This is a genomic window from Hymenobacter telluris (genome assembly GCF_017313265.1).
Taxonomy (GTDB): domain Bacteria; phylum Bacteroidota; class Bacteroidia; order Cytophagales; family Hymenobacteraceae; genus Hymenobacter; species Hymenobacter telluris.
The window spans coordinates 87,403-111,057 of record NZ_JAFLQZ010000012.1; the positions used below are offsets into that span (position 1 = coordinate 87,403).

Genomic DNA, 23,655 nt, shown 5'->3' on the forward strand with positions numbered 1-23,655 from the left:
ACGGTCATAATCCAACGCTATAAATTCTCTACCAGTACGTGTGCGGTAAGTGTTTGGCGTCTGGTTTTTAGGCGCTACCAAGCCTAATCTGGTGCGTTTTGGAGGCTTGCGTTTGAGGAAAGGAGTGCGAACATTGGACTTGTTCTGCTCACTTTTTTCTTCCAACCAACTCCCCAACCACCATGAAAAAGTTCTTACGCACATTGCTCGGCGCGGCGGCGCTGGCCGTACTCGGCCACACTGCAGTGCAGGCCCAAACCTACCAGCTCGTCTGGGCCGACGAGTTCAACGGCAGCATCAGCCCCGACTGGCAATTTGAAACCGGCGGCGGGGGCTGGGGCAACAACGAGAAGCAGTATTACCAGGCGGCCAATGCCAGCGTGGCCAACGGCAACCTGCTGATTACGGCCCGCAAGCAAACCGTGGGCGGCATGCCCTACACCTCGGCCCGCATGATTACCAAGGGCCGCAAGGAGTTCACCTACGGCAAGATGGAGGCGCGCATGAAACTGCCGCTGGGCCAGGGTTTGTGGCCGGCGTTCTGGATGCTGGGCGGCAACATCAACACGGTGAGCTGGCCGGCTTGCGGCGAAATCGACATTATGGAGCACATCAACTCCGAAAACAAGGTGTACGGCACTCCGCACTGGGACAGCAACGGCCACGCCGAATACGGCGGCAACACCATCACCACGCCCCAGGACTACCACGTGTACTCGGTGGAATGGGACGCCAGCGCCATCCGCTGGTTTGTGGATGGCACCCAGTTCCATGTGATGAGCATCCTCAACAACGCGGGCGGCACCGAGGAATTTCACCGGCCGTTCTTCCTGCTGCTTAACCTGGCCGTAGCCGGCAACTGGCCCGGCCAGACCGTAGACGAAAGCAAGCTACCCGCCACCATGTACGTCGATTACGTGCGGGTGTACCAGAAAACCGGCGGCACCACAGCCCCAGCTTCCACCCAGATTCAGGCCGAAAGCTACAACTCAATGAACGGCGTGCAACTGGAAGGCTGCGCCGATACGGGCGGCGGCCAGAACGTAGCCTACATTGACGCCGGCGACTGGATGGCCTACAACAACGTCAACTTCCCTACCTCGGGCAACTACACCATCGAGTACCGCGTGGCCAGTCCCAGCGGCAGCCGCCTGTCTTCGGACCTCAACGCCGGCTCTACGCAGCTTGGTACCGTGACCATTCCGGCTACCGGCGGTTGGCAAAACTGGACCACCGTTTCACAGACGGTGTATGTAAATGCCGGTGCGTACAATTTTGGCGTGTACGCGCAGGCCGGCGGCTGGAACTTCAACTGGCTGCGCATCACCAAAGCCAGCGGTGCCCGCATGGCCCAGCCTACCACCGCCGATGCCCAAGTAACCTCCACTTCGGCCGAGTTGGCCCTCTACCCGAACCCGGTAACCGGACAGCTCAGCTTATCGGGGGTTTCCAAAGCCGGCGGCCAGGTAAGCATCCTCAACATGCAGGGCCGGCCCGTGTGGACTGGCGCATATACCGGCAAAGCGCTGGACGTATCGAAGCTGGAACCCGGCCTCTATAACCTGGTGCTCACGGGTGCCGACCAACAAAAGCAAACCATCCGGTTCAGTAAGGAATAGCTGCTACCTACGGCGAAAAAAAGGCCAGCCTCACGGCTGGCCTTTTTGCTTGTTAGTGCGCTTGCACTATTTCACCCGTTGGGGTATAGCTCACTTTCTCCAAGGTCTGGTTGAAGTCGAAGGTAACGGGCCGCTCGTTGTAGAAGAGCACAAACCGCAAGCGGCGGGCGGTATCAGTGCGGGGGAAGTTGACCTGCCCACTCACGTACTCGCCGGAGGGCAGCCGGGCGCTGCGCAGCATCACCGATTGAGCATTTTGGTGCTGATTGTAAAGGTCGTCGGCGTTTTGGGCGTGTTGTTCGCGCTGGTTGGCGAAGTAGGCGTTGGTGCTGGCGTGGCGCTCTTCGCGCTCAGCTATTTGCGCATCGGTTTCCTTTTTCTTGATGCTGGCTACGCTCTCGGCCACTTGGGTAACGGTGGTAGCAATTTCAAACCAGCTCACCTTTTCGGCTTTGGTAGCTTCGGTTTCCAGGTTGGCGGCCAGGTTCTTCAGGCGCGTTTCCGGGTCGATGGCGGCTATGCGGGGCAGCATAGGCTGAGCGCCCGGCCGCGGCGCTACAGTGGTATCAATGGGCGCGTAGAAGAACGAAGTAGGCTCAATCAGTACCGGCCGCTTGGAATCGTTACCAATTTCCACCTCGAACACCAGTTCGGTAGCGTCGTAGCGCACGAAGCTCAGCCTGACCTCTACGCTGTCCTCAGTTTGATATTTGGTGCTGGTGGGGTGGCCGTTCACGCTGGAACCGTCGGGCTGGGCGGGGCGCAGGGCCAGGAAAGTGGAAGCACCGCAGCTTGTAAAACCCAGCCCCGCCAGGCAAGCCCATAGTATAGAGTATCTCATAGTAAAGAGGGAGTAGCTGTTTCCAGCTAACGGAGGCAACAATCCGGCCAATGGTTGTACGGAAGCTCCCTTCGCACTCACAAATCGGCGGGCAACGCGAACTGCCCATCAGCCGCCGGGGCAAACGCCCACCACCGCCGCACCGCGGCCAGCGGCACCGGCCCAAATACGTGCGCAAAATACTCCTGCCGGTTCTCTACCCACTCCCGCTCCACTCGCACCCCGGCAGCCGTCAGCGCGTCTTCGTCCCATTCCAGCAACACCAAATCGGGGCGGCCAGCATAATAGCGGCGCGCTGTTTCCAGAATCTGCGTGCGTTCAGAGCTGTGAATGAATCCTTCAGCGGCCAGGTCGGCGCTAACAAAAAAGCCGGTCTGCTGGGCTTGCTGCCAGTCGGCCGGCTCGGCTATGCGGTAGAGCATTTTTTGAATTAAAAATTAAGAATTAGGAATTAAAAATTGGCCGTTCTACGGCCCGCAATAGGAATCGTGCAACGGCCAATTTTTAATTCCTAATTTTTAATTGATTATTCTGCCTTCCACAGCTCTTGCTGCACGGCTTTACCTACGGTGAGCATGATGCGCGTAGGGTTGGGCACCAGCGTGATACGGGCTTCTTTACCGGGATATTTCTCGGAATCAACCCAGACACCTTCTTTGGGCGAAGGGGTGCCGCCGGTGCTGGAGGGCAGATAGGCGGTGGGCAGCAGCACGTCGGTATCAGAATTGAGCTCGGTGTGCACTTTGTCGAGGGCGGCTTCCAGGTAAGCGCCGTACTCGTCGTTGAAATCGTCTTCCAGGTCGTGCAGCTCCTCTTCCACGTCGTCGTAGCGGGCATCATCGTACTTCATGTCGTGCAGGACTTGCTTTTTCTCGATCAGGGTAACGAGGGCGCGGTTCAGCTCTTCCAGATTCATAAGGGGTAGGCAATAGGTTTAGGCTGCAAAGGTGGTCAGGATTCGGCATTTTCGCGTGCCGCTCCTGCTCTTGTCCCAATTTTACGAAAGAACCATGAATCCGTCTTCCTCTGTGCGCAGCTATGCGCTGGTTACGCTGGCCGTGGCCTCATGGGCGCTCAACTTCCATCTGGCCGTGCCGGTGCTGAAGTTTGTGCCGCCGTTGGCCGGAGCCGCCCTGCGCTACGCGGTGGGCGGTGCGGCGCTGCTGGGGCTTGTCGTGGCGAGTGGGGGCTTCTCGTGGGCGCGGGTGCGGGCCCATTGGGTGGGGATTTTGGTGGTGGCCGGCTCGGGCGTGTTTCTGTTCAACTACGCGTTTTTCGAGGGCTTGCAATACACCTCGCCGGTGAATGCCACGCTCATCATCGGCCTGAACCCCGTCACGACCATGCTGCTGGCCACCCAAATGCTCGGCACCCGCCTCACGCGGCGGCAGTGGCTGGGCGCGGCGCTCAGCTTGGCGGGCGTGTTGGTCGTCATTTCCAAGGGCAGCTGGGATACGCTCAGCAGCCTGAGCTTCTCACGCGGCGACTTGTGGTTTCTGCTGGCCAACCTAGCATTTGCCCTCAACCACGTATCGGTGCGGCGGTTTTTGGCGGCACTGCCGGCGCTGGAAACCACGGCGGTTACCTCGTTGCTGGGGCTCTTGCTGCTGGCGGTGCCGGCCGCTCCGGCGCTGCTGGCCGCGCCGTACGCCACGTTTCCGCTGGTAGGATTCTGGTTGCCGCTGCTGGTAATGGGCGTGCTGGGCACCTGCCTAAGCTACATCAGCTGGAACCGCGGCCTGGTGCAAATCGGGCCCGACAAGGCGGCGCTGTTTATGAACTTGGTGCCGGTGTTTTCGGTGCTAATTGCGCTTACCTACGGCGGCACCGTCACGGGCCCGCAGCTGGCTGGCGGGGCGGTGGTACTGGTGGGTATTTTGGTGGCGCAGCTAGGAGCTAAAAGGAAAGTAGCGCCTCAGGCAGCTTAGAAGTTAGTCTAGAAAACTAGTTCCCCTCAGATGAGGAGGGGTTAGGGGTGGTTGATGGTCGTTGAACAACTTACTAGCTTTAATTTCTAATTCTAATCTTTCAACCACCCCTAGCCCCTCCTCATCTGAGGAGGGGAACTAGTTACTAGCTTTCTTCACCAATCCGCAATAAACCCTATTTTTACCCTCTCATCCACTAGTACCACCCTCACCCATCTTCCCATGCAAACCATGACCTCGCCAGAAGTGCTGGCCCAGCCCGCCCAGGATTTTCTGCCCCTCAACGGCACTGACTATCTGGAGTTTTACGTCGGCAATGCCAAGCAGTCGGCCTACTTCTACCAGGCCGCTTTCGGCTTCGAGCTGGTGGCTTACGCCGGCCCCGAAACCGGGGTGCGCGACCGGGCCAGCTACGTGTTGCAGCAGAATAAAATCCGCTTTGTGCTTACCACTTCCCTCCTGCCCGACTCCGACATTACGCGGCACGTGGCCCAGCACGGCGACGGTGTGAAGGTAATGGCGCTGTGGGTGGACGATGCCCGCAAATCGTTCGAGGAAACTACCAGCCGCGGCGCCAAGCCGGCCTTCGAGCCCTATACCATCGAGGACGAAAACGGCTCCGTCACGCTGGCCGGCATCTACACCTACGGCGAAACCATCCACACCTTCGTAGAGCGCAGCAACTACCGCGGCCCGTTTCTGCCCGGTTTCGTGGCGCGCACCAGCAACGTGCCGCAGGGCGCGCCGGTAGGTTTGGAAGTGGTGGACCACTGCGTAGGCAACGTGGGCTGGGGCGAAATGAACCAGTGGGTGAAGTTCTACGAGGACGTGATGGGCTTCAAGCTGCTCATCACCTTCGACGACGAGGACATCAGCACCGAGTATTCGGCCCTGATGAGCAAGGTGGTCAGCAACGGCAACGGCTTCGTGAAGTTCCCCATCAACGAGCCCGCCGAAGGCAAGAAGAAAAGCCAGATTGAAGAGTACCTCGATTACTACCACTCGCCGGGCGTGCAGCACATGGCCCTCATCACCCACGACATCCGCACGACCGTAACCGAGCTACGCCGCCGCGGCGTGGAGTTCCTGACGGTGCCCTCCTCCTACTACGACGACCTGCTGGAGCGCGTCGGCCACATCGACGAGGACCTGGACAGCATCCGCGACCTAAACCTGCTGGTGGACCGCGACGAGGAAGGCTACCTGCTCCAGATTTTCACCAAGCCCGTGGAAGACCGGCCCACCGTGTTCTTTGAAATCATCCAGCGTAAAGGCGCCAAGAGCTTCGGCAAAGGCAACTTCAAGGCCCTGTTCGAAGCCATTGAGCGGGAACAGGGTTTGCGCGGGAACCTGTAAGCGGCTTGGTTTTTGAGCCATTGAAAAGCCCGTTCTGCTCTCGGCAGGACGGGCTTTCACTTATAGGTTGAATATGAAATTACTCCTACTGCTCATCTACCTTTTCTTAGTCCTTGCCCTACCCGTAGCAGCCCAAGCTCCTACTTGGGAACGACTTTATCAGGAAGTTCCCACGAATGATTTTCAGATTTTCTTTGAAGGACTAGCGGTGGCCCCCAACCGTCTCTTATTCGTTGGCTCAACACCCGTTCAGCCGACCGCAACCGGTCGGGATGGCTACACCAGCTATTACATGCTGAATACTATCACCGGCGACACTATTTGGCGCCGGTTAGGTGGCCGCATCTTACAAGGAGGGCAAGGGTTTGTTCGTCAAGCAGATGGTCGTTTTTTAACGGTTGAGACTGAATGGGCAGTGGGCTCTTATAGCTACACGGCTACTCAAACCATTACAGCCAGCGGACGCAAAGGGCCGCACCGCCGCTATCAGGGCGTGGCGTTGGCTAGAGGCTTTCCTCGTGGCTTACTACCTGCTACCAATGGTGACTTCTTTCTTGCGGTTGCTATTGAAGACTTTAGCCCCTCGCGCCTAATTGAGAGCGAGCGGGTTCATATGGCGCGGGTCGATAGCATAGGCCAGCCCCGGTGGACCCGCGACTGTGGATTACGCGCCGGGCATTATCCAGAAGATATTCAATATGACCTGGCCGGCAACATCATCCTTGAAATTGCCGACTACGACTATCTGCGCACGCCCTTTAGCCAGATACGCCTGCTGCGGCTCGATGCCCTGACCGGCGACTCACTGCAAAGTGTGCGCTTGCCCGCGCCGGCCGGCAACGGCAGCGTGCAATTCGACCCCTACTGCGAGATGCTGCGCCTGCGCGACGGAGGCCTGCTGCTACCCGGCGCGGTAGATACCGTGTTCCGGCCTCCTTTCGTGGACATGCTGCCCTTTCTGCGCAAGGTCAACGCGCAGCTGCAACCCGTCTGGAGCTACGTCTACCGCGGCCGGCTCACCCAGTACGCCCCGTTCGTGGGCACCTGCGAGTTGGCTGATGGCTCCGTGTTAGCCTTGGCCGCGGGCGGTAGCGGCAACACCTACTACCTCCACCATATCAGCGCCACTGGTCAGCTCGTGCGTATATACTCTTTCACTAGTGCCCTTGTCACCGGCTTCCGACTTAGTACGCTGGTGCCCGTGCCGGGCACGCGCACTGTGTTTGTAGGCGGGGCCAGCGTGCTGCCCCCCTCCACCGGGGCCTACGCCGCCCGCCTCGACCTAGACCCCACCCTGCCGCTGGTACTCAGCGCGCCCACTCCCCACCAGCCCACCCCGCCGGCCGTGCTGCTCGACCTCTACCCCAACCCAGCTATCCAAGACGTAACCGTGCGCTATACCGTGCCTCCCGGCTCCGCTGGGGCAGTGCTGTGCCTTTATGATGCCACCGGGCGGCTGGTGCGGCAAAAGGCATTAACCGGGCGTAGTGGAGAAGCGCGGGTGACGCTGGCAGGGCTGCAGCCGGGGCTGTATCTGGCTGCGCTGGTAGCCGATGGACGAGTGCTAGCATCGAGCCGACTGGCAGTAGCGGAGCATTAACGAGTTGAAGCAAGCTTGGATATTCCATATCTAAAATATTTCGTCCAAGTATCTCGGAAGCGGAACGCACTGTGGCGTTCTTTGCAGCTATAAAACGGCTATTGCTTATGATTCAAAAATTTACGCTACTCCTGGTTGTACTGGCTTCTTTTCAGGCCCGCGCCCAAACTGCCGGCTGCCCCGATACGCGGGCAACCAACTACAACCCCGCCGCCACCGTCAACGACGGCTCGTGCCAGTACGCTACCACCGCTACTACGCTCACTACCAGGGCCACCTTGCCCGCTGATATTGCCGAAACCTCGGCGCTGCAATACACCAGCCAGCAGCTCTGGACGCTCAACGACAGCGGCAACTCCCCGCTGCTCTACAAACTCGACCCCGCCACCGGCAGCATCACCCAGCGTGTGCGCATCGGCAACTTCCCCAACGTGGACTGGGAAGACCTGGCCGCCGACGCCCAGTATCTCTACATCGGCGACTTCGGCAACAACAACGGCGACCGGACCGACCTGCGGATTCTGCGGGTGCGCAAAGCCGATATCAACTCGGCGGCGCTAGACACCGTGGATGCCCAAGCCATCCAGTTCAGCTACCCCGACCAAACCACCTTCACCCCCGGCACCAACAACCATAACTTCGACTGCGAGGCGCTGTTCTACGCCAACGACTCCCTGCACTTGTTCACCAAAAACTGGCTGGACCGCCAAACCAAGTATTACACGGTGCCCGCCACGCCCGGCACCCACGTAGCCCGCCTGAAAGCCAGCTTCAACGTGAATGGCCTGATTACGGCCGCCAGTGTCAACCCCACCGGCACTGAGGCCTGCCTGCTGGGCTACAACAACACCAACGGCTCCACCTTCCTGTGGCTGCTCTCCGACTTCACCGGCACCAAGTTCTTTGCCGGCAACAAGCGCCGCATCGAGCTACCCAACGCCATCCAAATCGGGCAGGCCGAGGGCGTAACGTTCATGGACCGGTACCGGCTGTACCTCTCCAACGAGCGGATTACCAACCTCATTACTATTCCGCAGCGGCTATATGAGTTGAACACCAGCCCGTGGCTGGCCGCCCCAATGGCTACGGCAGGCGCCGCGCCGCTGGAAAGCGCGCAGGTATTCCCAAATCCGGCCCGGCAGAGCGTAACGGTGCAGCGCGCGGCCGGCGTGACGGGTACGGTGGAACTGAGCTTGCAGAATATGCAGGGCCAGACGCTGCTTTCCACGGCTATTCAGCCCGCACAAATGGCCCAAACCATCAATCTGGTGCCGTACGCGGCCGGTACGTATGTACTGCGCATCAAGTCCAGCACCGGCACTTTTTCCAGAAAAATCGTTAATCAATAGACTTCTGGTCAGGCGCTGGAGTAAGCCCAACAGGCGCGTTGCCTATTGCCAACGGGTGTAGAGACGCATACTTGCGTCTCGTCGTATTAACGAAATCGGTCAGCGGTGCGAACGACAAGACGCAAGTATGCGTCTCTACACCCTAACAACCAGGTTTCGTTGGTTCGCACAGCTTCTTGGTAACTAGCAAACCACCTACTTTTAGCATAAATCTGCTTTTCTTTACCGCCACGCTTGCCCTCTATTCTTTCAACTCCCTCCTCATGGCCCTTACCGACGCAGTTCAGCAAAAAATAAACACCTGGCTCACCGGCAACTACGATGCCGCCACCCAAGCCGAAATCCGGGAACTACAAGCCCAGAATCAGGAAGATGCGTTGTCCGATGCTTTCTACCGCGACCTGGAATTCGGGACGGGCGGGCTACGCGGCGTGATGGGCGCCGGCTCCAACCGCATGAACCGCTACACGCTGGGCATGGCCACCCAGGGCCTTAGCAACTACCTGTTGCAGCAGTTTGCCGGCCAGGAAATCAAGGTGGCTATTGCCCACGACTCGCGCAACAACAGCAAGGAATTCGCCCGCATTGCCGCCGATATTTTCTCGGCCAATGGCATTACCGTGTACCTGTTTGAGGCCCTACGGCCCACGCCGGAGCTGTCGTTTACCATCCGCCAACTGGGCTGCCAGAGCGGCTGCGTGGTAACGGCCTCGCACAACCCCAAGGAGTACAATGGCTTCAAGGTGTACTGGAACGACGGCGCCCAAGTTGTAGCCCCCCACGACAAAAACATCATCAAGGAAGTGGAGGCCATCCGCTCCGTGGATGAGGTGAAGTTCCAGGCCGACGAGTCCAAGGTGCACATCATCGGGGCTGAGCTAGACGAGGCCTACCTCGCCAAAGTGAAGTCATTGAGCATCAACCCCGCCGCCATCCAGCGCCAGCACGACCTGAAAATCGTGTACACGCCGCTGCACGGCACCGGCATTACGCTGGTACCGAAGGCGCTGGCGCAGCTTGGTTTCACCAACGTGCACATCGTGGAAGGCCAGGCCACGCCCGACGGTAATTTCCCCACCGTACAGTCGCCGAACCCCGAGGAGAAAGTAGCCATGCAAATGGCCCTCGACCAAGCCAAGGAACTGGATACCGACATCGTGCTGGCCACCGACCCCGACGCCGACCGGGTGGGCATGGCGGTGAAGAACACGCTGGGCGAATGGGTGCTGGTGAACGGCAACCAAACCGCCGCGCTCCTCACCTACTACCTGCTGTCGGCGCGCAAGCAGGCCGGCAAAATGACCGACAAAGACTTCATCGTCTACACCATTGTAACCAGCGAAATGCTGGGCGACATTGCCGATTCGTACGGCGTGAAAAGCTACCAGACGCTGACCGGCTTCAAGTACATTGCCGGTTTGATTCGGGAGCTGGAAGGCAAGGAAACCTACATCGGGGGCGGCGAGGAAAGCTACGGCTTCATGATTGGCGACTTCGTGCGCGACAAAGACGCCATATCGGCCTGCGCTATGATTGCCGAAATGGCTGCCGTAGCCAAAGACAACGGCCGCACGCTCTACGAGGAAATGACCCAGATGTACGCCACCTACGGCCTGTACCGCGAGCATCTGATTTCGCTCACCAAGAAAGGCCAGCGCGGGGCCGAGGAAATCCAGGAAATGATGGCGGGCCTCCGCGCCAACCCGCCCGCAACCATTGCCGGCTCGGAAGTGGTGGAGCTGCGCGACTACAAAACCGGCCTGCTCCACGACCTGCGCACCGGCCAGCAAACGCCCACCGGCCTGGAGTCCAGCAACGTGCTCCAGTTCCTCACCGCCGACGGCAGCAAGATTTCGGCCCGCCCCTCCGGCACCGAGCCCAAAATCAAGTTCTATTTCAGCGTGAAAGCCCCGCTCAAGTCGCACGTTGACTTCGCCTTGGTGGAAAAGCAGCTCAACGAGAAGATTGAAGCCATTATTGAGGATATGCAGCTGAAGTAAACTTAGTTTGCTTTATAGCTTTTCACACAACAGCCCGGCTATTTGGCCGGGCTGTTGTGGTTTCATTCTGTCATATCTCACATGGAATCTTCCCCCACTGGCAGGCAGTCTCAGCCTACCACCACTATTTTCATTCAAGATTCAAATGATATCGTGCGCACAGCAGCACTTGCTATCATGGCAGTTCTTTTATTTTATACTGGCGTTGTTGTTACTGGAGTTATTTGCTCAGTTGCCTGCATACTATCAGCTACTTCTAATAAAGGATTGGAAGTAGATACTCGCGCCCGTGACTACCGCATATTCACATCAGTGGCCGGGTTTAAAATTGGTGATTGGGAACCTCTTCCCGAAGCTCACAGCATCACCATGAAGTTCTATGCTGAACTTTTTACTTCCACTAGGACAACACGTGTTACATTAAAAGATGGCCGTTATATCATTATGTTTTCAATTCCCGATTCCAGCCAAGGTGTCATCATTTATCAAGCGTCAACATACAAAGCTGCGAAGCATCTGACCGAAGCGTTGGCGCAGGTATTAGGCATTGAAGCCAAAATTTATAACAAGTTCGGGCAATTGGAATAAGGCTATTTCCTACTCCTTTTTCATCTGGTAGAACCGCACGTAATCCACCAGCATCTGCTGGGGAAAGGCATCGGCATCAATGCCTTTCTGGCCGCCCCACTCGCCGCCGACGGCCACGTTGAGCAGCAGATGAAACGGCTTGTCCCAGGGCCAGGCTTCCCAACCGGTGTTTTCGTTGCGGGTAGCGAAGTAGAGTTGCCCATCGATTTCGGCGGTGATGGTTTCGGGGGTCCATTCCACGGCGTAGGTGTGGAAGGCGGTGGTGGCGTCGGGTAGTTTGGTGACGCCGGTTTTCTGGTTGTTGATGCGGAAATAGTAGGCCTTGCAGTGGGTGCTGGCGTGAATCACGTTGGGGTCGTAGCCAACGTGCTCCATGATGTCGATTTCGCCGTTGTCGGGCCAACTGTGGTTGCCGTAGGGGTTTTGGTCGGGCAGCATCCAGATGGCCGGCCAGGTGCCGCGCCCGCCCGGAATACGGGCCCGTATTTCAAACCGGCCGTAGGTCTGGCTACCGCCTTTGCCCTTGGACAGTAGCCGCGCCGAGGTGTACTCATGGCCGGGCATCAGGGATTCGCGGCGGGCTTCCACTATCAGGTTGCCGCCTTCGACGCGGGCGTTTTCGCGGCGGGCCTTGGTGTAGTATTGCAGCTCTTTGTTGCCCCAGCCGTTGCCGCCTACATCATACTTCCACTTAGTGGAATCGGGCAGGCCAGTGTAGTTGAACTCGTCGCTCCAGGCCAGCTTGCGGAAGGTGTGGCGCGGCGTGGCGGGCGGGGCAGAAACAGGTTGAGTGTACCCGAAGATGTCACTCACAAATAGAAAGCCGGAAACTAGGATGGAAATCATGTAGTAAAGTGCAAACTCTTACTCGTTCTGAGTGGTCCTTCAACAAAATAAACATCCTGCGGGGTTGGCTGGGCTTGGCTACTGCTTCGCTGCAACAATGCAACCGAATAGTAGTCAAGCCCCAGCCAACCCCGCAGGACGTTGCAGTAACCAATGGGGGCAGCCGCACCCGGCCTCCATTACTCCGGGTGCAGCCACCGCCCAGTCCGGCGGGTCAAATTCCCAAAAAATCCCCGCCGGAATTTTGCGAGTAACTGAGTAGCGGAGTAACTGAGTAATCGTTCTGCTGGCGCTATCGAGCATTTAGAACGATTACTCAGTTACTCCGCTACTCAGCTACTCATTGTGGATACTGGTAGTGCCGCACGTAGTCCACCTCCATTTGCTGGGGGAAGGTGACGGTGCCGTCGGGGTTGCCGTCGAAGTTGCCGCCAACGGCCACGTTCAGAATCACGAAGAATGGGTTGTTGAATGGGTAGGCGAAAGTGCCCACGTCGGCGTTGGTGAAGCGGTAGTACTCCTGCCCATCCAGGAAAAAGCGCATCAGGTTTTTGCTGCGCACCACCGAAAACACGTGGTAGTCGTCGGAGAGGTCGGCAGTGAGCTGCTTGGTAGTGCCTTTGTACTGGTGCGTAGCCGAGCTGCTACCGTAGTGCATGGTGGACAGCATCTCGCGGGGCTTGCTACCGCGCAGCTCCATGATGTCGATTTCGCCGCATACGGGCCAGTTGTTCTGGTCGATGTCGGCGCCCAGCATCCAGATGGCGGGCCACACGCCTTTACCCTTCGGCACCTTGGCGCGGATATCCGTCCGGCCGAACTGGAAGCTCTGCTTGCCTTTGGTAATCAGCCGGGCCGAGGTGTAGCTGCTCCCCTGCTGCCGCGCCCGGATGATCAGCTTGCTGCCATCAACCAGCACGTTGTCGGGGGAGCTGGTGTAGGTTTGCAGCTCGTTGTTGCCCCAGCCGCCGGCGCCCAGCTCGCAGGTCCATTTGGTTAAATCGAGGGTGTTGGCGTTGAACTCGTCGCTCCACACCTGGTTGGTGTATTGGGCGTAGTCGCGCGCTTCCTCGTTCACCGCCGTTGCCGTAGGTGTTGGGGCCGGAATGTTCTTGGTTTTGGTTTCGGTGCACGAGGCCAAGCTCAGAGCCAGCCCGCAGCCGGCCCCGAGAAATGCGTTGCGTCGTAGCCGCTCACGTATAGTAGTCATTGAAACGCGCTTAGGGTAGTGGTGCTAAACAGCCAGGAGGCCGCTTACGGCTTCACTACCATTTTGATAGTGAATACAGTGCCCCCGTTCTGGCCGCTGCCGGCCCGCAAAGTCATCTTCTGGCTGTCGATGGTCAGAATGCGGTACACCCGCTCGGTGGGCGAAGCATCGGTGGCGGCAATGAAGGCACCTGCACGAGACAAGGTGAACTGAGCCAAGCCAGTGCCTACGGCCGGTGCAAATACAAACGGCGACGTGCCCGACTCCGGCGTGGTGCAGATGTAGCCGGCTGCCGCCGAGAAGGTCTGGGCTTTGGCGTTGTAGGTGAACGTGTTACTGGTGGAGAAAGTGTATTCGTCGTCGGACTGGCAGGTAGGCAAGGCTCCGGCCGCAACGCCAGCAAAGTAAGTGGCGGGAGCAGCCTCGGTGCCCACGGTAATAGGGGCATTGGCGGCATTGTCAATCATCCAGGTGCGCGACGAGCCGCCGGTCAGCAGCTGGTTCACCAGGTTGAGCGTGGAGGCAATTACCACGTCCTGGGTGGCGGAAACAGTGGTACCGGCCCGGCCGGCCGTGGTCAGCTTCACTTTAAAGGTGCCGCCCTGGGTGTAGACGTGCGTAACGGTTTTGCCCGAGCCAATGGTACCGTCGCCGAAGTCCCACTGGTAGAGGAAAGCATCCGGGCTGGTGCTGGTGCTCGTAAACGTTACTTCCGAGGTGAGGCCCACCACGCGGGGCGCCGAGGCCGTGAAGCTCGACTCGGGCTTGGGGCCTTCCAGCTTGCCTTCGTCTTCTTTGTCGCAGGCAGTGAGCAGGAGCGCGCCGGCCAGTACGGCCAGCGTCGCTTTATTCAGGATATAGTTCATGGGGTAAGAAGCACTGAGAAGTCGTGGGAAAGAACGGCTTAGTAGCCGGGGTTTTGCACTAGGCCGGGGTTGGCATCCAGCTCCGACTGCGGAATGGGCAGCACCAGGTTTTTCTCGGTCGGGATGCCGCGGGTGATGCCAAAAGTGCGCAGGTAGGCGGCCTGGGCCGTCATCACCGGAATCAAGCCGTATTGCGTGCCGTTGTAGCGCTTCAAATCAAACCACCGGTCGAACTCGAACGCCAGCTCGTATTTCCGCTCGCGCAGCACGGCCCCCGTGAAGTCGGTGGTGCTGGAAGTCAGGTCGCGGGCTGCTGATGGCGTGTTGATAGGCAAACCGAACGCCCGGCGGCGCACTTTGTTGATGGCCTCCAGCCCTTCGGTAGTTGGCCCCACGGCTTCGGCCAGAATCAGGTACATCTCGGCCAGGCGCAGTACCGGCACGTTCAGGCCCGAGTCCCAGATGTTGGTGTTCACCTTGCCGATAAACCACTTCTTGCAGTTGTAGCCGAACGGCGAGCCGGTAGCCCGCGGAGCCTGCCGGCCACCGTCGGGGTACACGTCGCCGGGCACCCAGATGGTAACGGCTTTGCGGGTGTCGCCGGCTTCGTAGCCGTTCACGAAATCGGGTTCCGGAATGTTGAAGCCGTAGCCGCTACCGGGCGTTTGGTTGGCCCCGCGGGGTCCGAAAAACTCGTTCATCGACGAGCCCACGTTGTTGCGGTCGTACTCATTGCGGCCGTTGATAAACTGCACCTCGAACAGCGACTCCTGCCCGTTTTCGTTGGCCACCTTGAAGTTGTCGCCGTAATTGGGCCACAGCGTCTTCCCAGAGCTATTGATTACCTCGCGGGCCCGCTGGGCGGCCAGGGCTTTCTTACTGGCGTCACCCATGGCAGCTTCGGTGATGTACACTTTAGCTAGCAAACCAGTGGCAGCCCATTTGGTGGCCCGGCCCAGGTCGGCGCCGCTGTAGGACGGCGGCAGGTTGCCGATGGCGTCGGTCAAATCCTGCTCAATCTGCTTGTAGACTTCGGAAGCAGCAGTGCGCGGAATATTTACGGCCGCGGGGCTGGCCGGCGGGGCCGTGAACAGCGGCACGTCGCCGTAGACCCGCACTAGGTCGAAGTAGTACTTGGCCCGCAGAAACTGCGCTTCGCCGAGGCAGCGCTTCTTGATGTCGGGGTCCATGTTGGCAATGCCGGGCACCTTTTGCAGCACCAGATTGGCGCGCTGCAACCCAATGAAGCTGCCACCCCACAGGCGGTTTATCACGGTGTTGGTGGACGGAATGTTGAAGGCTTCGAGCTGCTTGTACTCGATGCCGTCGTTGCCGTCGTCGCCGCCCGTTACCGAAATGTCGGCCATGATGTCAAAGGCCCACATGGAAAGGTTGTATTGGCCTTCCTTGGTCAGCTCGCTATAGGCTGCGGTGGTAGCCTGAATGGCGTCCTGCTGGCTCTGGTAGAAGTTGGCATCGGTAATCTGGTCGGCGGGGGCTTCTTCCAGGAATTTTTCGCCGCAGCCAGTCAGTAGTCCTAACGACAGCAGGAAGGCGCCGCAGGTGAATTTCGAGATAGTCATGATCAGGTAAGTGGGAATTTGAAATGGATTTAGGTAGTAGGCAGTAAGTAGTAGGATGTCAGGCACCTGCTTTTCAAGTACTTATTCTTTATCCAATTACTCATGACCCACCAGTTAGAACCCGATGTTCAGGCCGCCCATGAACACCCGCGTCTGGGGGTAGATGCCTCGGTCGACGCCGCTGGCACTCACCTCGGGGTCGAAGCCGGTGTATTTGGTGAGCGTAACCAGGTTTTGGCCCGTGAAGTACACCCGAATCTGGGTGGCCGAAATGCGGCTCATGATGCTTTTGGGCAGGGTGTAGCCGAACGTCAGGTTTTTGAGGCGCACGTAGGAGCCGTCCTCGATAAAGTGGGTGGACACCCGCAGGTTGTTGTTGGGGTCGCCGTTGATGGCGCGCGGCACGTCGTTGCTGGTTCCCTCGCCGGTCCAGCGGTTCAGGATGCGGGTGGTACCGTTGGTGGTGCTGTAGAGGGCGCTTTCCGTGATGTAGCGGTTGAGGTTGTACACATCGTTGCCCTGCACGCCCTGGATGAAGAAGCTCAGGTCGAAGTTGCGGAAGTTCAGGTTGTTGGTGAGGCCGAAGGTGAAGTTGGGGTTCGGGTTGCCAATGAACTTGCGGTCGGCGTCGGTAATAACATTGTCGCCGTTCAGGTCGCGGTAGCGAATGTCGCCGGGGGCCGCGCCGGGCTGCCGGGGGGCGGCGTCTACCTCGGCCTGGTTCTGGAACAAGCCTTCCTTCACGTAGCCGAAGAACGAGCCGAACGCCTGATTAACGTCGTAGCGCACAATCGTACCGCTAAGAGAGCCCAAGCCGTTGTAGGGCACCCCGGCCCCCAACGATTCCAGCCGGGTTTTGTAGGCCGACACGTTGAAGATGGTGGTCCAGTTCAGGCCCTGGTCGGCGCCAGTGAAGTTGCGCGAGGTAAGCCCTACGTCAATACCCCGGTTGTAAGCCGACGCCGCGTTGGCGTTTACCGACTCATAGGTACCCGACACCAAGGACGGCGGCACGCCCGCAATCAGGTTGGGCGAGTTGCGGTTGTAGAGGTCGATGCTGGCTTCGAAGCGGTTATCCAGCAAGCCCAGGTCGATGCCGACGTTGGTTTGGTCGTTGTATTCCCAGCGCAGGTTGGGGTTTGGCAGTCGAATAGGAGCTCCACCCGTATTGATGGCCCCATCCGGCCCCAATGGGTACACCGCCCCAAAGTTGATGGTGTAGAGGTAAGCAAAGCGGCCGGCGTTCAGCTCATTGCCTACCCGCCCGTAGCCGACCCGCAGCTTCAGGTTGCTGATGGTGTTGTTGCCCTGCAAAAATCCTTCCTCGGAAATCCGCCAGCCTGCCGACGCCCCAGGGAAGAAGCCGAACTTCTCGCCGGGTTGAAACCGCGACGACCCATCATAGCGCGCAATGGCTTGGAAGATGTATTTACCGGCAAACTCGTAGTTGAGGCGGCCGAAATAGCTGGCCAGACGCCGGGGCGGGTCGATGGTACCGCCGTTGTTCAACAGGGAGTTGACAGGGCCGACGTTGATGGTTTGCAGGTCGTTGCGCAGGTAGAGCGAGCGGTAGGCCTGCACGTTGCTGAAGTTGAACTCCTGCGCCGACTGCCCCACCAAGAACGTCACCTGGTGCTTTTCGGCAAATAGGTGGTCGTAAGTGGCCGTGTTTTCAATCAGGTAGCTGGGGGCGTAGCTGGAGGTAGCAGAGGCCCCGGCCGTGATGTAGCGCTGGGTGTAACCGGCCAGCTCCGGCCCTTTCGGTGCGAAGCTGTTGAAGTTGTCGAAAATCAAGTCGGCGCCTACGTTGGTGCGGAAGCGCAGGCCTTTGAGCGGCTCCAGCTCGGCGTAGAAGGTGGTAATGGCCCGGTTACGGGTGAACTTCTGGTTGACGCGCTGCGAAGTAGCCAGCGGATTTTCCTCGGTGAAGTTATCGGAGGCGCTGTTGGGCTGGTACCAGTAGCCATCGGGCCGGTAGGGCTGCACCGTGGGCGGAATGCGCAGCAGCTGCTGCACCGCGCCGTACTCTCCGTCGTTGCTGGTTACTTGCCGGTCGTTGAGGTGGGTGAGCGAGATGCTGTTGCCAATCTTCAGCATCCGGCCTACCTGCACGTCGCCGTTGGCCCGTAGCGTAAACCGCTCGAACTGCGTGCCCAGCACAATGCCATCCTGCTGAAAATAGGAGCCCGACAGCGCGTAGCGGGATTTTTCGCTGCCCCCGGTAGCCGACGCCGAATAGTTCTGAATCTTGGCGCGGCGGAACAGCAAGTCCTGCCAGTCGGTGCCTTCGCCCAGCGTGGAAGGGTCGCGCAGCTTGTCCAGCGCAATCGGCTTGCCCGCTGCCAACAACGACTCGTTGTTGATGGTGGCGTACTCTTCGGCGTTCAGCAAATCCAGCTTGCGGGCTACGGTTTGCACGCCGCGGTAAGCATCGAGGTTGAACGTGGTTTTGCCGGCTTTGCCCCGCTTAGTAGTGATGATAACTACTCCGTTGGCCGCCCGCACCCCGTAAATAGCCGTGGCCGACGCGTCCTTCAGAATGTCAATGGTTTCGATGTCGTTCGGGCTGATGGCGTTCAGCTGGTTGTCGCCGCCATCGGGCAGCGGGAAGCCATCCACCACGTACAGCGGGTTGTTGTTGCCGGCCGAAGTAATACCCCGCACCCGCACCGACGTACCCGCAGCCCCACCCGGCGCGCCGCCGTTGGAGGTGATGGTTACGCCCGCTACTTTACCCTGAATGGCCTGCGTAACATCGGGCACTGGCTGGCGCACAATTTCAGCGGCTCCTACCGAGGAAATGGCGCCCGTTACGCTGCCGCGCTCCTGGGTACCGTAGCCTACTACTACCACCTCGCTCAGGGCGCGGTTGTCTTCCAGCAAGGTTACCGACAGGCTGGACGTAGCGCCGGTTATGGGTACTTCTTTCCGGCCGAAGCCCACGTAGCTGAATATCAGCGTGGAGTTTTCGGGAGCGTTCAACGTAAAGGTGCCGTCGGCCGTGGTGGAGGTGCCGACGGTCGTGCCCTTTACAATAATGGTTACGCCCGGCAGCGGGTCACCGTTCGACTGCGTTACGCGGCCCGATACCGGTACTTCGGCAAGCATAGCGCAATCGTTTGCCGGCTCACTCTTAAAAAAAGAGGTACCAGCGCTGGCAGGGGCGGCCACCACTGGCCCACCACAAGCCGCCAGCAACATAGCTCGCCGCAGTAGGGTTTGAGTGTGTAGGTTTTGCTTCATGAGTGTGTGGGAATTATGGAAATGGTAAGTGTGGGGTATATGCTGCCTGCCGAAAACAGGTAAACCATTGAAGGTTGTCTGATGAAGAGCGGTATCCAAGCTGGATGCGCAGTGCAGTAACCTGCTCAGCTGGTAATGAGGGAGGCACACCACGCAAAAGCGGCTGGCGTGACGGTAAGCTCTACTGAGTAAAGGACTCGATACCGTCTTTCTCGTTATCAGGCCCGGAAGCTAAAACCGGTAGGAGTGCTCAAATATATCAGAGCTTGTTGCGGAAATGCAATAGCAAAAAGTGCCCTAGCAGCCTTGAAAAAGCGTTTTTGCGTCTTAGCCACAACCAGGTTATACACTTACCACACAAGCGAATTGCGCTTATTATTCGGCCATTTCGCTGCTAAGCCACTTCCCATGACGGATGGTCAACAGCTAAAAAACAATGAAAAAAGTGGACTTTTCGGCCCACTTTTTTCAACATTTCTTGCGTCTTGTCAGCCAGCATTTATTTACCCCTGGCTCCTACTTCTTCGGCTTCCGATACCAACTCTTCTTCGTTGCTCACGGTGGCATCCAGTAGCACATGGGTCCAGCCCTCACTTTCGTCGAAGTCGGCCGCTAACCGGCGGCGGCGCATGGCATCCGTCACCTTTTGGCTGAAGCTCCAGCACGTGCCCTGGCGTAAATCGAGCACCCTGGACAGTTCCTGCGAAGAGTAGCTGCCTTTGTGCGTGTAAATCAGGAATACGGCGTAAAAGGCCTTGATAATGGAGAACTTACATTTCTGCAACAGCGTGTAAGCTGTAGCCGATTCCACGTAGCGGCACTTGGTGCAGCGGCGCGAATGAGGCTCCCGCCCGTCGCAGTACTTCTCGTGGCCGCACTTGCGGCAGTGGTAGCCATCGGCCCATTTCAGGTTGGCCAAATAGGTGAGGCAGGCGTCCTTATCGGGGTAAATCTGGCTGAACTCGCCGAAATCCACTTCCTTGGACAGTACCCGCGCGGTTTGGGCAGCATGCAGGTCGCGCTCCAAATCAAGATTTAACTTCTCAATAGCCGCCGACTGCAACGCCAGCAACCCGTTGGCTTGCAGCAGTTCCCGGTTTTGGGCAGCAATGGTTTCGCTTTGCTGGTGCAACTCTTTGGTGCGGCGTGCTACCAAATCTTCCAATTCGGTATTTAACTGGTCCTTAAGCTCCTGGTTTTGCCGCAGTTGCTCTACCAGCATATCCTGCGCCTGATGCTTTTTGCGTAACTGCTTCACCAGCTTGTCCTGAGCCCGAATGGTAGCGTCTTTGATGCCTTTGATTTTCTCACCTAAGGCGTACGACAGTACTACTACCTCAATTACGAAGGCCACGTTCATGCTGTACACGGTGGCCGTGGTGGTGAACGTGTTGATACCCAGCTTGCGCAGAATCAGGAAGCCGACACTGATGGCCACCAGCGCGTGCGCCAGCAGGAAAAACCGCGCCGGCCGGAAGCCGTGCCGCCACACCTGCCAGGCAGCGTAGTAAATCATGCCATACGGCAACAGATACAGCCAGAAGCCCCATTCCGAATGAAGCCAAATGGTGTCCAGGAGCAACACGCCGGCACTCACCAATACCACCCGGCGCACCCAGGCATCGTAGGCGGGCAGGCGCTGCGGCGAGTCGAGGAAGTGGCGGGCGTAGTAGCTGAACGTAAGCAGCAACAGAATGGGCGAACAGGCAATAACCACCTGATTCAGAATGGGAAAAGCCGGCCACAGGTACTGAAACCCCAGCCCATCTTCCGACAGGAATACCAGGCTACAACTGAGCACGTACAGCACGTAGCGCAGGTAGGTTTGCTCGCCAATAAACAGGTAGAGGCACAGATTGTACACCACCATAATCAGCAGCACCCCGTAGAACGCGCCCAGCAGCCCGTACTCGGTTTGGAAGTGCACGGCCAAGGGCTGCTCGGTGCGCAGGCGGCTGATAAAGCTGGTTTTGGAGTTGGACGTCAGGCGCAGGTAGAACGTGTGGGTCTGGTTGGCTTCGAGCGGCAGCCGGAACAGGAAGTTCTTGTAGGGAAACCGGCGCGAATCCAGCTGGTAATCGGCACCGGTGTGCACCATGCCTTGCGGGCCGCTGGCAAACGGATAGAACCGGATGTCGTTGGTGTGCGAATCGAACAATTCGAGGTACCAGTGCTGGGTTAGTGGCCCTTTGGCCTGCACAACCAGCCGGAGCCAGTACGCGGCCCCCGGATGCTCCATGTTCGTAGCCACCTGGTCGCCGCGGACGAACTGCGCGGCGCGGGCCGGTTGCTGCACATCGGCCAGCGTAAGTGTGCCAGCCGAATCTTCCAGCACCTTGTAATACAGCGGGTCAACGAAAACCTCCTCCAGCCCGGCATGCACCCGCATAGTGTCGGAGGGGGCTGGAGCGGCAGCGGCTTGCCAAGGTATTGTCAGCAACAGGCACACCCACAAAGCACTAGGCAATAGCAACCGGCGACAACCGAATAAAAGGTAGTGTATGATAGATTTCATAAGGCTCCCGAAGGTACGAAAAGCCGGTAAGTAAGTGCCTACTATCCACCGGGTGCTACTACAGCTGCCGGAGTGAAACGCAGCCACGCCAGTTGCGTCACTGGCTGTTCAACGCAGAGCCGCAAGGTGTGCTGCCCGGCGGGCAAGGGTTGCGTCTGCAACGTTAGGGTTTGCCATTGCTCAGGGGAAGTACCCTGGCTGACGGGCAGCGTAGCAATAGTGGCTTCTTCCATTTTCAGCGTGAGGCGGCCGGGCGCAGTGCTTTGCACGCGCACCTGCACATCGTAGGCGCCTGGTTTACTTACAGTTACCGTGTAATTCAGCCATTCTCCGGTTGTTAGGTGGCTTACCGCAAAGGTGCCGTCGGGGCTGGTGTTGATGTCTACGCCGTCGTTGCGGTAAGCGCCGCCCTGGTTCCAGGGGGTATTGTCGCGGTAGTCGGTTTTGGCGGAAAAGGCGTCGTGGTAGGCTACCTCGGCGCGGCCCAGGTCGTAGTCGGCAGCCTGAATGGTACCGGGAATGGCGTGTGGCAGAAACGGCGCCGAGAAGCTGCTCGTCTGCGTGAGGGCCGTGGCTACGTCCCGGTTGGGGATACAATTGCTGAACTGCACGTTGCGTAGCAGCGCCGCCCGGCCTTCCGCAGTCAGCAGGCTGCCGTAGGATTTTATGCGCAGCAAACCCGCCGCGCTGTTCACCCGCTTGATGTTCCAGTGGCACCAGCCGATGTTCTGCGCGTTGAGGCCCTGCACAGCGGCGGCAAACCACTCGTTGGAATTTTCGCCCGTCTCCCCTACCCACACCGGCACCTGCCACCGTTCCCGGAAAGCCACCAGGTTGTGCAACAGATTGATTTGATTGGGATTGGGGTCGGTAGCGGTGGGGTCGTTGGGGCACCAGTAACGGTGGGCGTTGTAGGCCAAATTGCTTTTGTCGCGCACGGCCAGCTTGTCGGGCGTGAGGTTGGTGTACTCGTTGCCGTAGCCGTTGCCTTCCAGCAGCAGAATATGCTGGTCGTGCTGGGCCCGCACCGCGTTGATGAGGCGTGCATACAGGGCGCTTAGCTCTCGGTTATCACCCGACAACCCGTTGGCTGCATCCATCTTATGCGGCTCGTTGATGAGGTCGTACAGAGCAATGCGGGCGTCGGAGCGGTAGCGGGCGGCTAGTTTCTCCCAGAGGCGGACGGTAACATCCTGGTAGATAAGGCGGCCCTTGGCGTCACGGCGCTTCCACAGGTCGAGGGGCACGAAGTTGTCGTTGATGTTGCGGTCGGCACCCTGGCCACCGGGGGCAGCATGCAGGTCCAGGATTACGTAGAGGTTGTTGGCGGCGCACCAGTTCAGCACGTTGTCGAGTTGCCGGAAGCCTTCCATGTTCTTGTCGGTGAACAGCTGGTTTTCATCGTACCACTTACTCAGGTTTTGCACGTAGCCGGCCACGTTCTGAGGGCTGCGCATCACCTGGGTACGGGCCCGGCGTTGGGCGTCCGTCAGAAACAAATCATAATGAAAAGGCACCCTCACGCAGTTGAAACCCAGTTTAGCCAGGTAGTCAATGTCGGCTTTGGTGATGAAGTTGGCGCGGTACTGCCGGTAGAACTCCTCCATCTGGGCTTCCGACATTGTTCGTAGCAGGCCCTGCTTGATGCGCCATTGGCAGTCCAGCGTGTCGGTTTGCAGAATGTAGCTTTCCTGGAGCAGCCAGCCACCCACGTTGTAGCCCCGCAACACCACTTCCCGGCCGTTGGCATCCAGTATTTTAGAACCCGCCGCATGCAGCATGCTCAGTTGTTGCGCCACTACTGGCCGGCTGCCGGTAAGCAGGCCAAGCAGCAACCCTACGCATAGCACGATGCCCATTAGCGTACGGCGCTGAACTGGAAAGCCGATGGTGGCGCGTTTCATATGTGAGGTGGGTTGGTGGCAGTTGCGGCTAGCTACTCTAGCGGTAATGCTTCACTCCGGAGCCTGAAAGCTGGCTCAGCCACCAACAACGCCAAACTCAACAGCCAACAAATGACGGCTCGTGACGGTGGCGAAGTGGTGTGGTGGAGGCTCGTTGGGGAGCGGCAGGAGCGCGCGGAGCTACGCAAGCCAGCGGGCGGAATCAGC

At 58.7% G+C, this 23,655-nt stretch carries 17 protein-coding genes; 7 read left to right on the forward strand and 10 right to left on the reverse strand.

Annotation, left to right across the window (positions count from 1 at the left end):
- Nucleotides 1-182 precede the first annotated feature (182 nt).
- Nucleotides 183-1,619 (forward strand): carbohydrate-binding protein, encoded by a 1,437-nt coding sequence (locus J0X19_RS16645; protein WP_206985554.1) that lies wholly within the window; start codon nt 183-185, stop codon nt 1,617-1,619.
- 52 nt (nt 1,620-1,671) lie between these two features.
- Here J0X19_RS16645 and J0X19_RS16650 read toward each other — a convergent pair whose 3' ends face one another.
- The 3 genes from J0X19_RS16650 to J0X19_RS16660 all read right to left on the reverse strand — a co-directional run bounded on the left by J0X19_RS16650 (nt 1,672) and on the right by J0X19_RS16660 (nt 3,376).
- Nucleotides 1,672-2,460 (reverse strand): hypothetical protein, encoded by a 789-nt coding sequence (locus J0X19_RS16650; protein ID WP_206985555.1) that lies wholly within the window; start codon nt 2,458-2,460, stop codon nt 1,672-1,674.
- A gap of 77 nt (nt 2,461-2,537) precedes the next feature.
- Nucleotides 2,538-2,882: a DUF952 domain-containing protein gene (locus J0X19_RS16655; protein ID WP_206985556.1), complete on the reverse strand. Its 345-nt coding sequence runs from the start codon at nt 2,880-2,882 to the stop codon at nt 2,538-2,540.
- A 104-nt stretch (nt 2,883-2,986) separates the two neighbouring features.
- Nucleotides 2,987-3,376 carry a hypothetical protein gene (locus J0X19_RS16660; protein ID WP_206985557.1) on the reverse strand — a complete coding sequence of 130 codons (390 nt, stop codon included), beginning with the start codon at nt 3,374-3,376 and terminating at the stop codon, nt 2,987-2,989.
- Nucleotides 3,377-3,470: 94 nt separating this feature from the next.
- Between J0X19_RS16660 and J0X19_RS16665 the strand changes: the two genes are divergently transcribed.
- The 6 genes from J0X19_RS16665 (at nt 3,471) to J0X19_RS16690 (ending at nt 11,281) form a co-directional block, all read left to right on the forward strand.
- Nucleotides 3,471-4,388: a DMT family transporter gene (locus J0X19_RS16665; RefSeq protein WP_206985558.1), complete on the forward strand. Its 918-nt coding sequence runs from the start codon at nt 3,471-3,473 to the stop codon at nt 4,386-4,388.
- 222 nt (nt 4,389-4,610) lie between these two features.
- The gene (hppD, locus tag J0X19_RS16670; protein WP_206985559.1) at nt 4,611-5,744 is read left to right on the forward strand and encodes a 4-hydroxyphenylpyruvate dioxygenase; all 1,134 of its coding nucleotides are present in this window, start codon (nt 4,611-4,613) and stop codon (nt 5,742-5,744) included.
- Between the two features lie 613 nt (nt 5,745-6,357).
- Entirely contained in the window at nt 6,358-7,344 is a 987-nt protein-coding gene (locus tag J0X19_RS16675) for a T9SS type A sorting domain-containing protein (RefSeq protein ID WP_206985560.1), read from the forward strand.
- Between the two features lie 107 nt (nt 7,345-7,451).
- Entirely contained in the window at nt 7,452-8,693 is a 1,242-nt protein-coding gene (locus J0X19_RS16680) for a T9SS type A sorting domain-containing protein (protein ID WP_206985561.1), read from the forward strand.
- Nucleotides 8,694-8,956: 263 nt separating this feature from the next.
- Nucleotides 8,957-10,693, forward strand: coding sequence for a phospho-sugar mutase (locus J0X19_RS16685; protein WP_206985562.1), 1,737 nt, complete (start codon nt 8,957-8,959; stop codon nt 10,691-10,693).
- Nucleotides 10,694-10,774: 81 nt separating this feature from the next.
- Nucleotides 10,775-11,281 carry a hypothetical protein gene (locus J0X19_RS16690; protein WP_206985563.1) on the forward strand — a complete coding sequence of 169 codons (507 nt, stop codon included), beginning with the start codon at nt 10,775-10,777 and terminating at the stop codon, nt 11,279-11,281.
- A gap of 9 nt (nt 11,282-11,290) precedes the next feature.
- On the opposite strand, the gene J0X19_RS16695 is transcribed toward J0X19_RS16690, so the two are convergent.
- The 7 genes from J0X19_RS16695 to J0X19_RS16725 form a co-directional block, all read right to left on the reverse strand.
- The gene (locus J0X19_RS16695) at nt 11,291-12,127 is read right to left on the reverse strand and encodes a glycoside hydrolase family 16 protein (RefSeq protein WP_206985564.1); all 837 of its coding nucleotides are present in this window, start codon (nt 12,125-12,127) and stop codon (nt 11,291-11,293) included.
- A 340-nt stretch (nt 12,128-12,467) separates the two neighbouring features.
- Nucleotides 12,468-13,337, reverse strand: a complete 870-nt coding sequence (locus J0X19_RS16700) for a glycoside hydrolase family 16 protein (protein WP_206985565.1) — start codon at nt 13,335-13,337, stop codon at nt 12,468-12,470.
- Nucleotides 13,338-13,381: 44 nt separating this feature from the next.
- Nucleotides 13,382-14,203, reverse strand: coding sequence for a PKD domain-containing protein (locus J0X19_RS16705; RefSeq protein WP_206985566.1), 822 nt, complete (start codon nt 14,201-14,203; stop codon nt 13,382-13,384).
- Nucleotides 14,204-14,241: 38 nt separating this feature from the next.
- Complete coding sequence (locus tag J0X19_RS16710; protein WP_206985567.1) at nt 14,242-15,786, reverse strand: RagB/SusD family nutrient uptake outer membrane protein; 1,545 nt, start codon at nt 15,784-15,786, stop codon at nt 14,242-14,244.
- 114 nt (nt 15,787-15,900) lie between these two features.
- On the reverse strand, nt 15,901-18,894 hold the full coding sequence (locus J0X19_RS16715) for a SusC/RagA family TonB-linked outer membrane protein (protein ID WP_206985568.1): 2,994 nt from the start codon (nt 18,892-18,894) through the stop codon (nt 15,901-15,903).
- A 634-nt stretch (nt 18,895-19,528) separates the two neighbouring features.
- Entirely contained in the window at nt 19,529-21,544 is a 2,016-nt protein-coding gene (locus tag J0X19_RS16720) for a 7TM diverse intracellular signaling domain-containing protein (protein WP_206985569.1), read from the reverse strand.
- 41 nt (nt 21,545-21,585) lie between these two features.
- Entirely contained in the window at nt 21,586-23,448 is a 1,863-nt protein-coding gene (locus J0X19_RS16725) for a cellulase family glycosylhydrolase (protein WP_206985570.1), read from the reverse strand.
- Between the last annotated feature and the right edge of the window lie 207 nt (nt 23,449-23,655).

What these genes read in the sequence shown, in the direction of transcription:
- J0X19_RS16715 (WP_206985568.1), bottom strand. Translation starts at nt 18,894, where the DNA reads ATGCTTGCCGAAGTACCGGTATCGGGCCGCGTAACGCAGTCGAACGGT.
- J0X19_RS16690 (WP_206985563.1), top strand. Translation starts at nt 10,775, where the DNA reads ATGGAATCTTCCCCCACTGGCAGGCAGTCTCAGCCTACCACCACTATT.
- J0X19_RS16645 (WP_206985554.1), top strand. Translation starts at nt 183, where the DNA reads ATGAAAAAGTTCTTACGCACATTGCTCGGCGCGGCGGCGCTGGCCGTA.
- J0X19_RS16680 (WP_206985561.1), top strand. Translation starts at nt 7,452, where the DNA reads ATGATTCAAAAATTTACGCTACTCCTGGTTGTACTGGCTTCTTTTCAG.
- J0X19_RS16685 (WP_206985562.1), top strand. Translation starts at nt 8,957, where the DNA reads ATGGCCCTTACCGACGCAGTTCAGCAAAAAATAAACACCTGGCTCACC.
- J0X19_RS16705 (WP_206985566.1), bottom strand. Translation starts at nt 14,203, where the DNA reads ATGAACTATATCCTGAATAAAGCGACGCTGGCCGTACTGGCCGGCGCG.
- J0X19_RS16725 (WP_206985570.1), bottom strand. Translation starts at nt 23,448, where the DNA reads ATGAAACGCGCCACCATCGGCTTTCCAGTTCAGCGCCGTACGCTAATG.
- J0X19_RS16695 (WP_206985564.1), bottom strand. Translation starts at nt 12,127, where the DNA reads ATGATTTCCATCCTAGTTTCCGGCTTTCTATTTGTGAGTGACATCTTC.
- J0X19_RS16655 (WP_206985556.1), bottom strand. Translation starts at nt 2,882, where the DNA reads ATGCTCTACCGCATAGCCGAGCCGGCCGACTGGCAGCAAGCCCAGCAG.
- J0X19_RS16660 (WP_206985557.1), bottom strand. Translation starts at nt 3,376, where the DNA reads ATGAATCTGGAAGAGCTGAACCGCGCCCTCGTTACCCTGATCGAGAAA.
- J0X19_RS16650 (WP_206985555.1), bottom strand. Translation starts at nt 2,460, where the DNA reads ATGAGATACTCTATACTATGGGCTTGCCTGGCGGGGCTGGGTTTTACA.
- hppD (WP_206985559.1), top strand. Translation starts at nt 4,611, where the DNA reads ATGCAAACCATGACCTCGCCAGAAGTGCTGGCCCAGCCCGCCCAGGAT.
- J0X19_RS16710 (WP_206985567.1), bottom strand. Translation starts at nt 15,786, where the DNA reads ATGACTATCTCGAAATTCACCTGCGGCGCCTTCCTGCTGTCGTTAGGA.
- J0X19_RS16675 (WP_206985560.1), top strand. Translation starts at nt 6,358, where the DNA reads ATGGCGCGGGTCGATAGCATAGGCCAGCCCCGGTGGACCCGCGACTGT.
- J0X19_RS16665 (WP_206985558.1), top strand. Translation starts at nt 3,471, where the DNA reads ATGAATCCGTCTTCCTCTGTGCGCAGCTATGCGCTGGTTACGCTGGCC.
- J0X19_RS16720 (WP_206985569.1), bottom strand. Translation starts at nt 21,544, where the DNA reads ATGAAATCTATCATACACTACCTTTTATTCGGTTGTCGCCGGTTGCTA.
- J0X19_RS16700 (WP_206985565.1), bottom strand. Translation starts at nt 13,337, where the DNA reads ATGACTACTATACGTGAGCGGCTACGACGCAACGCATTTCTCGGGGCC.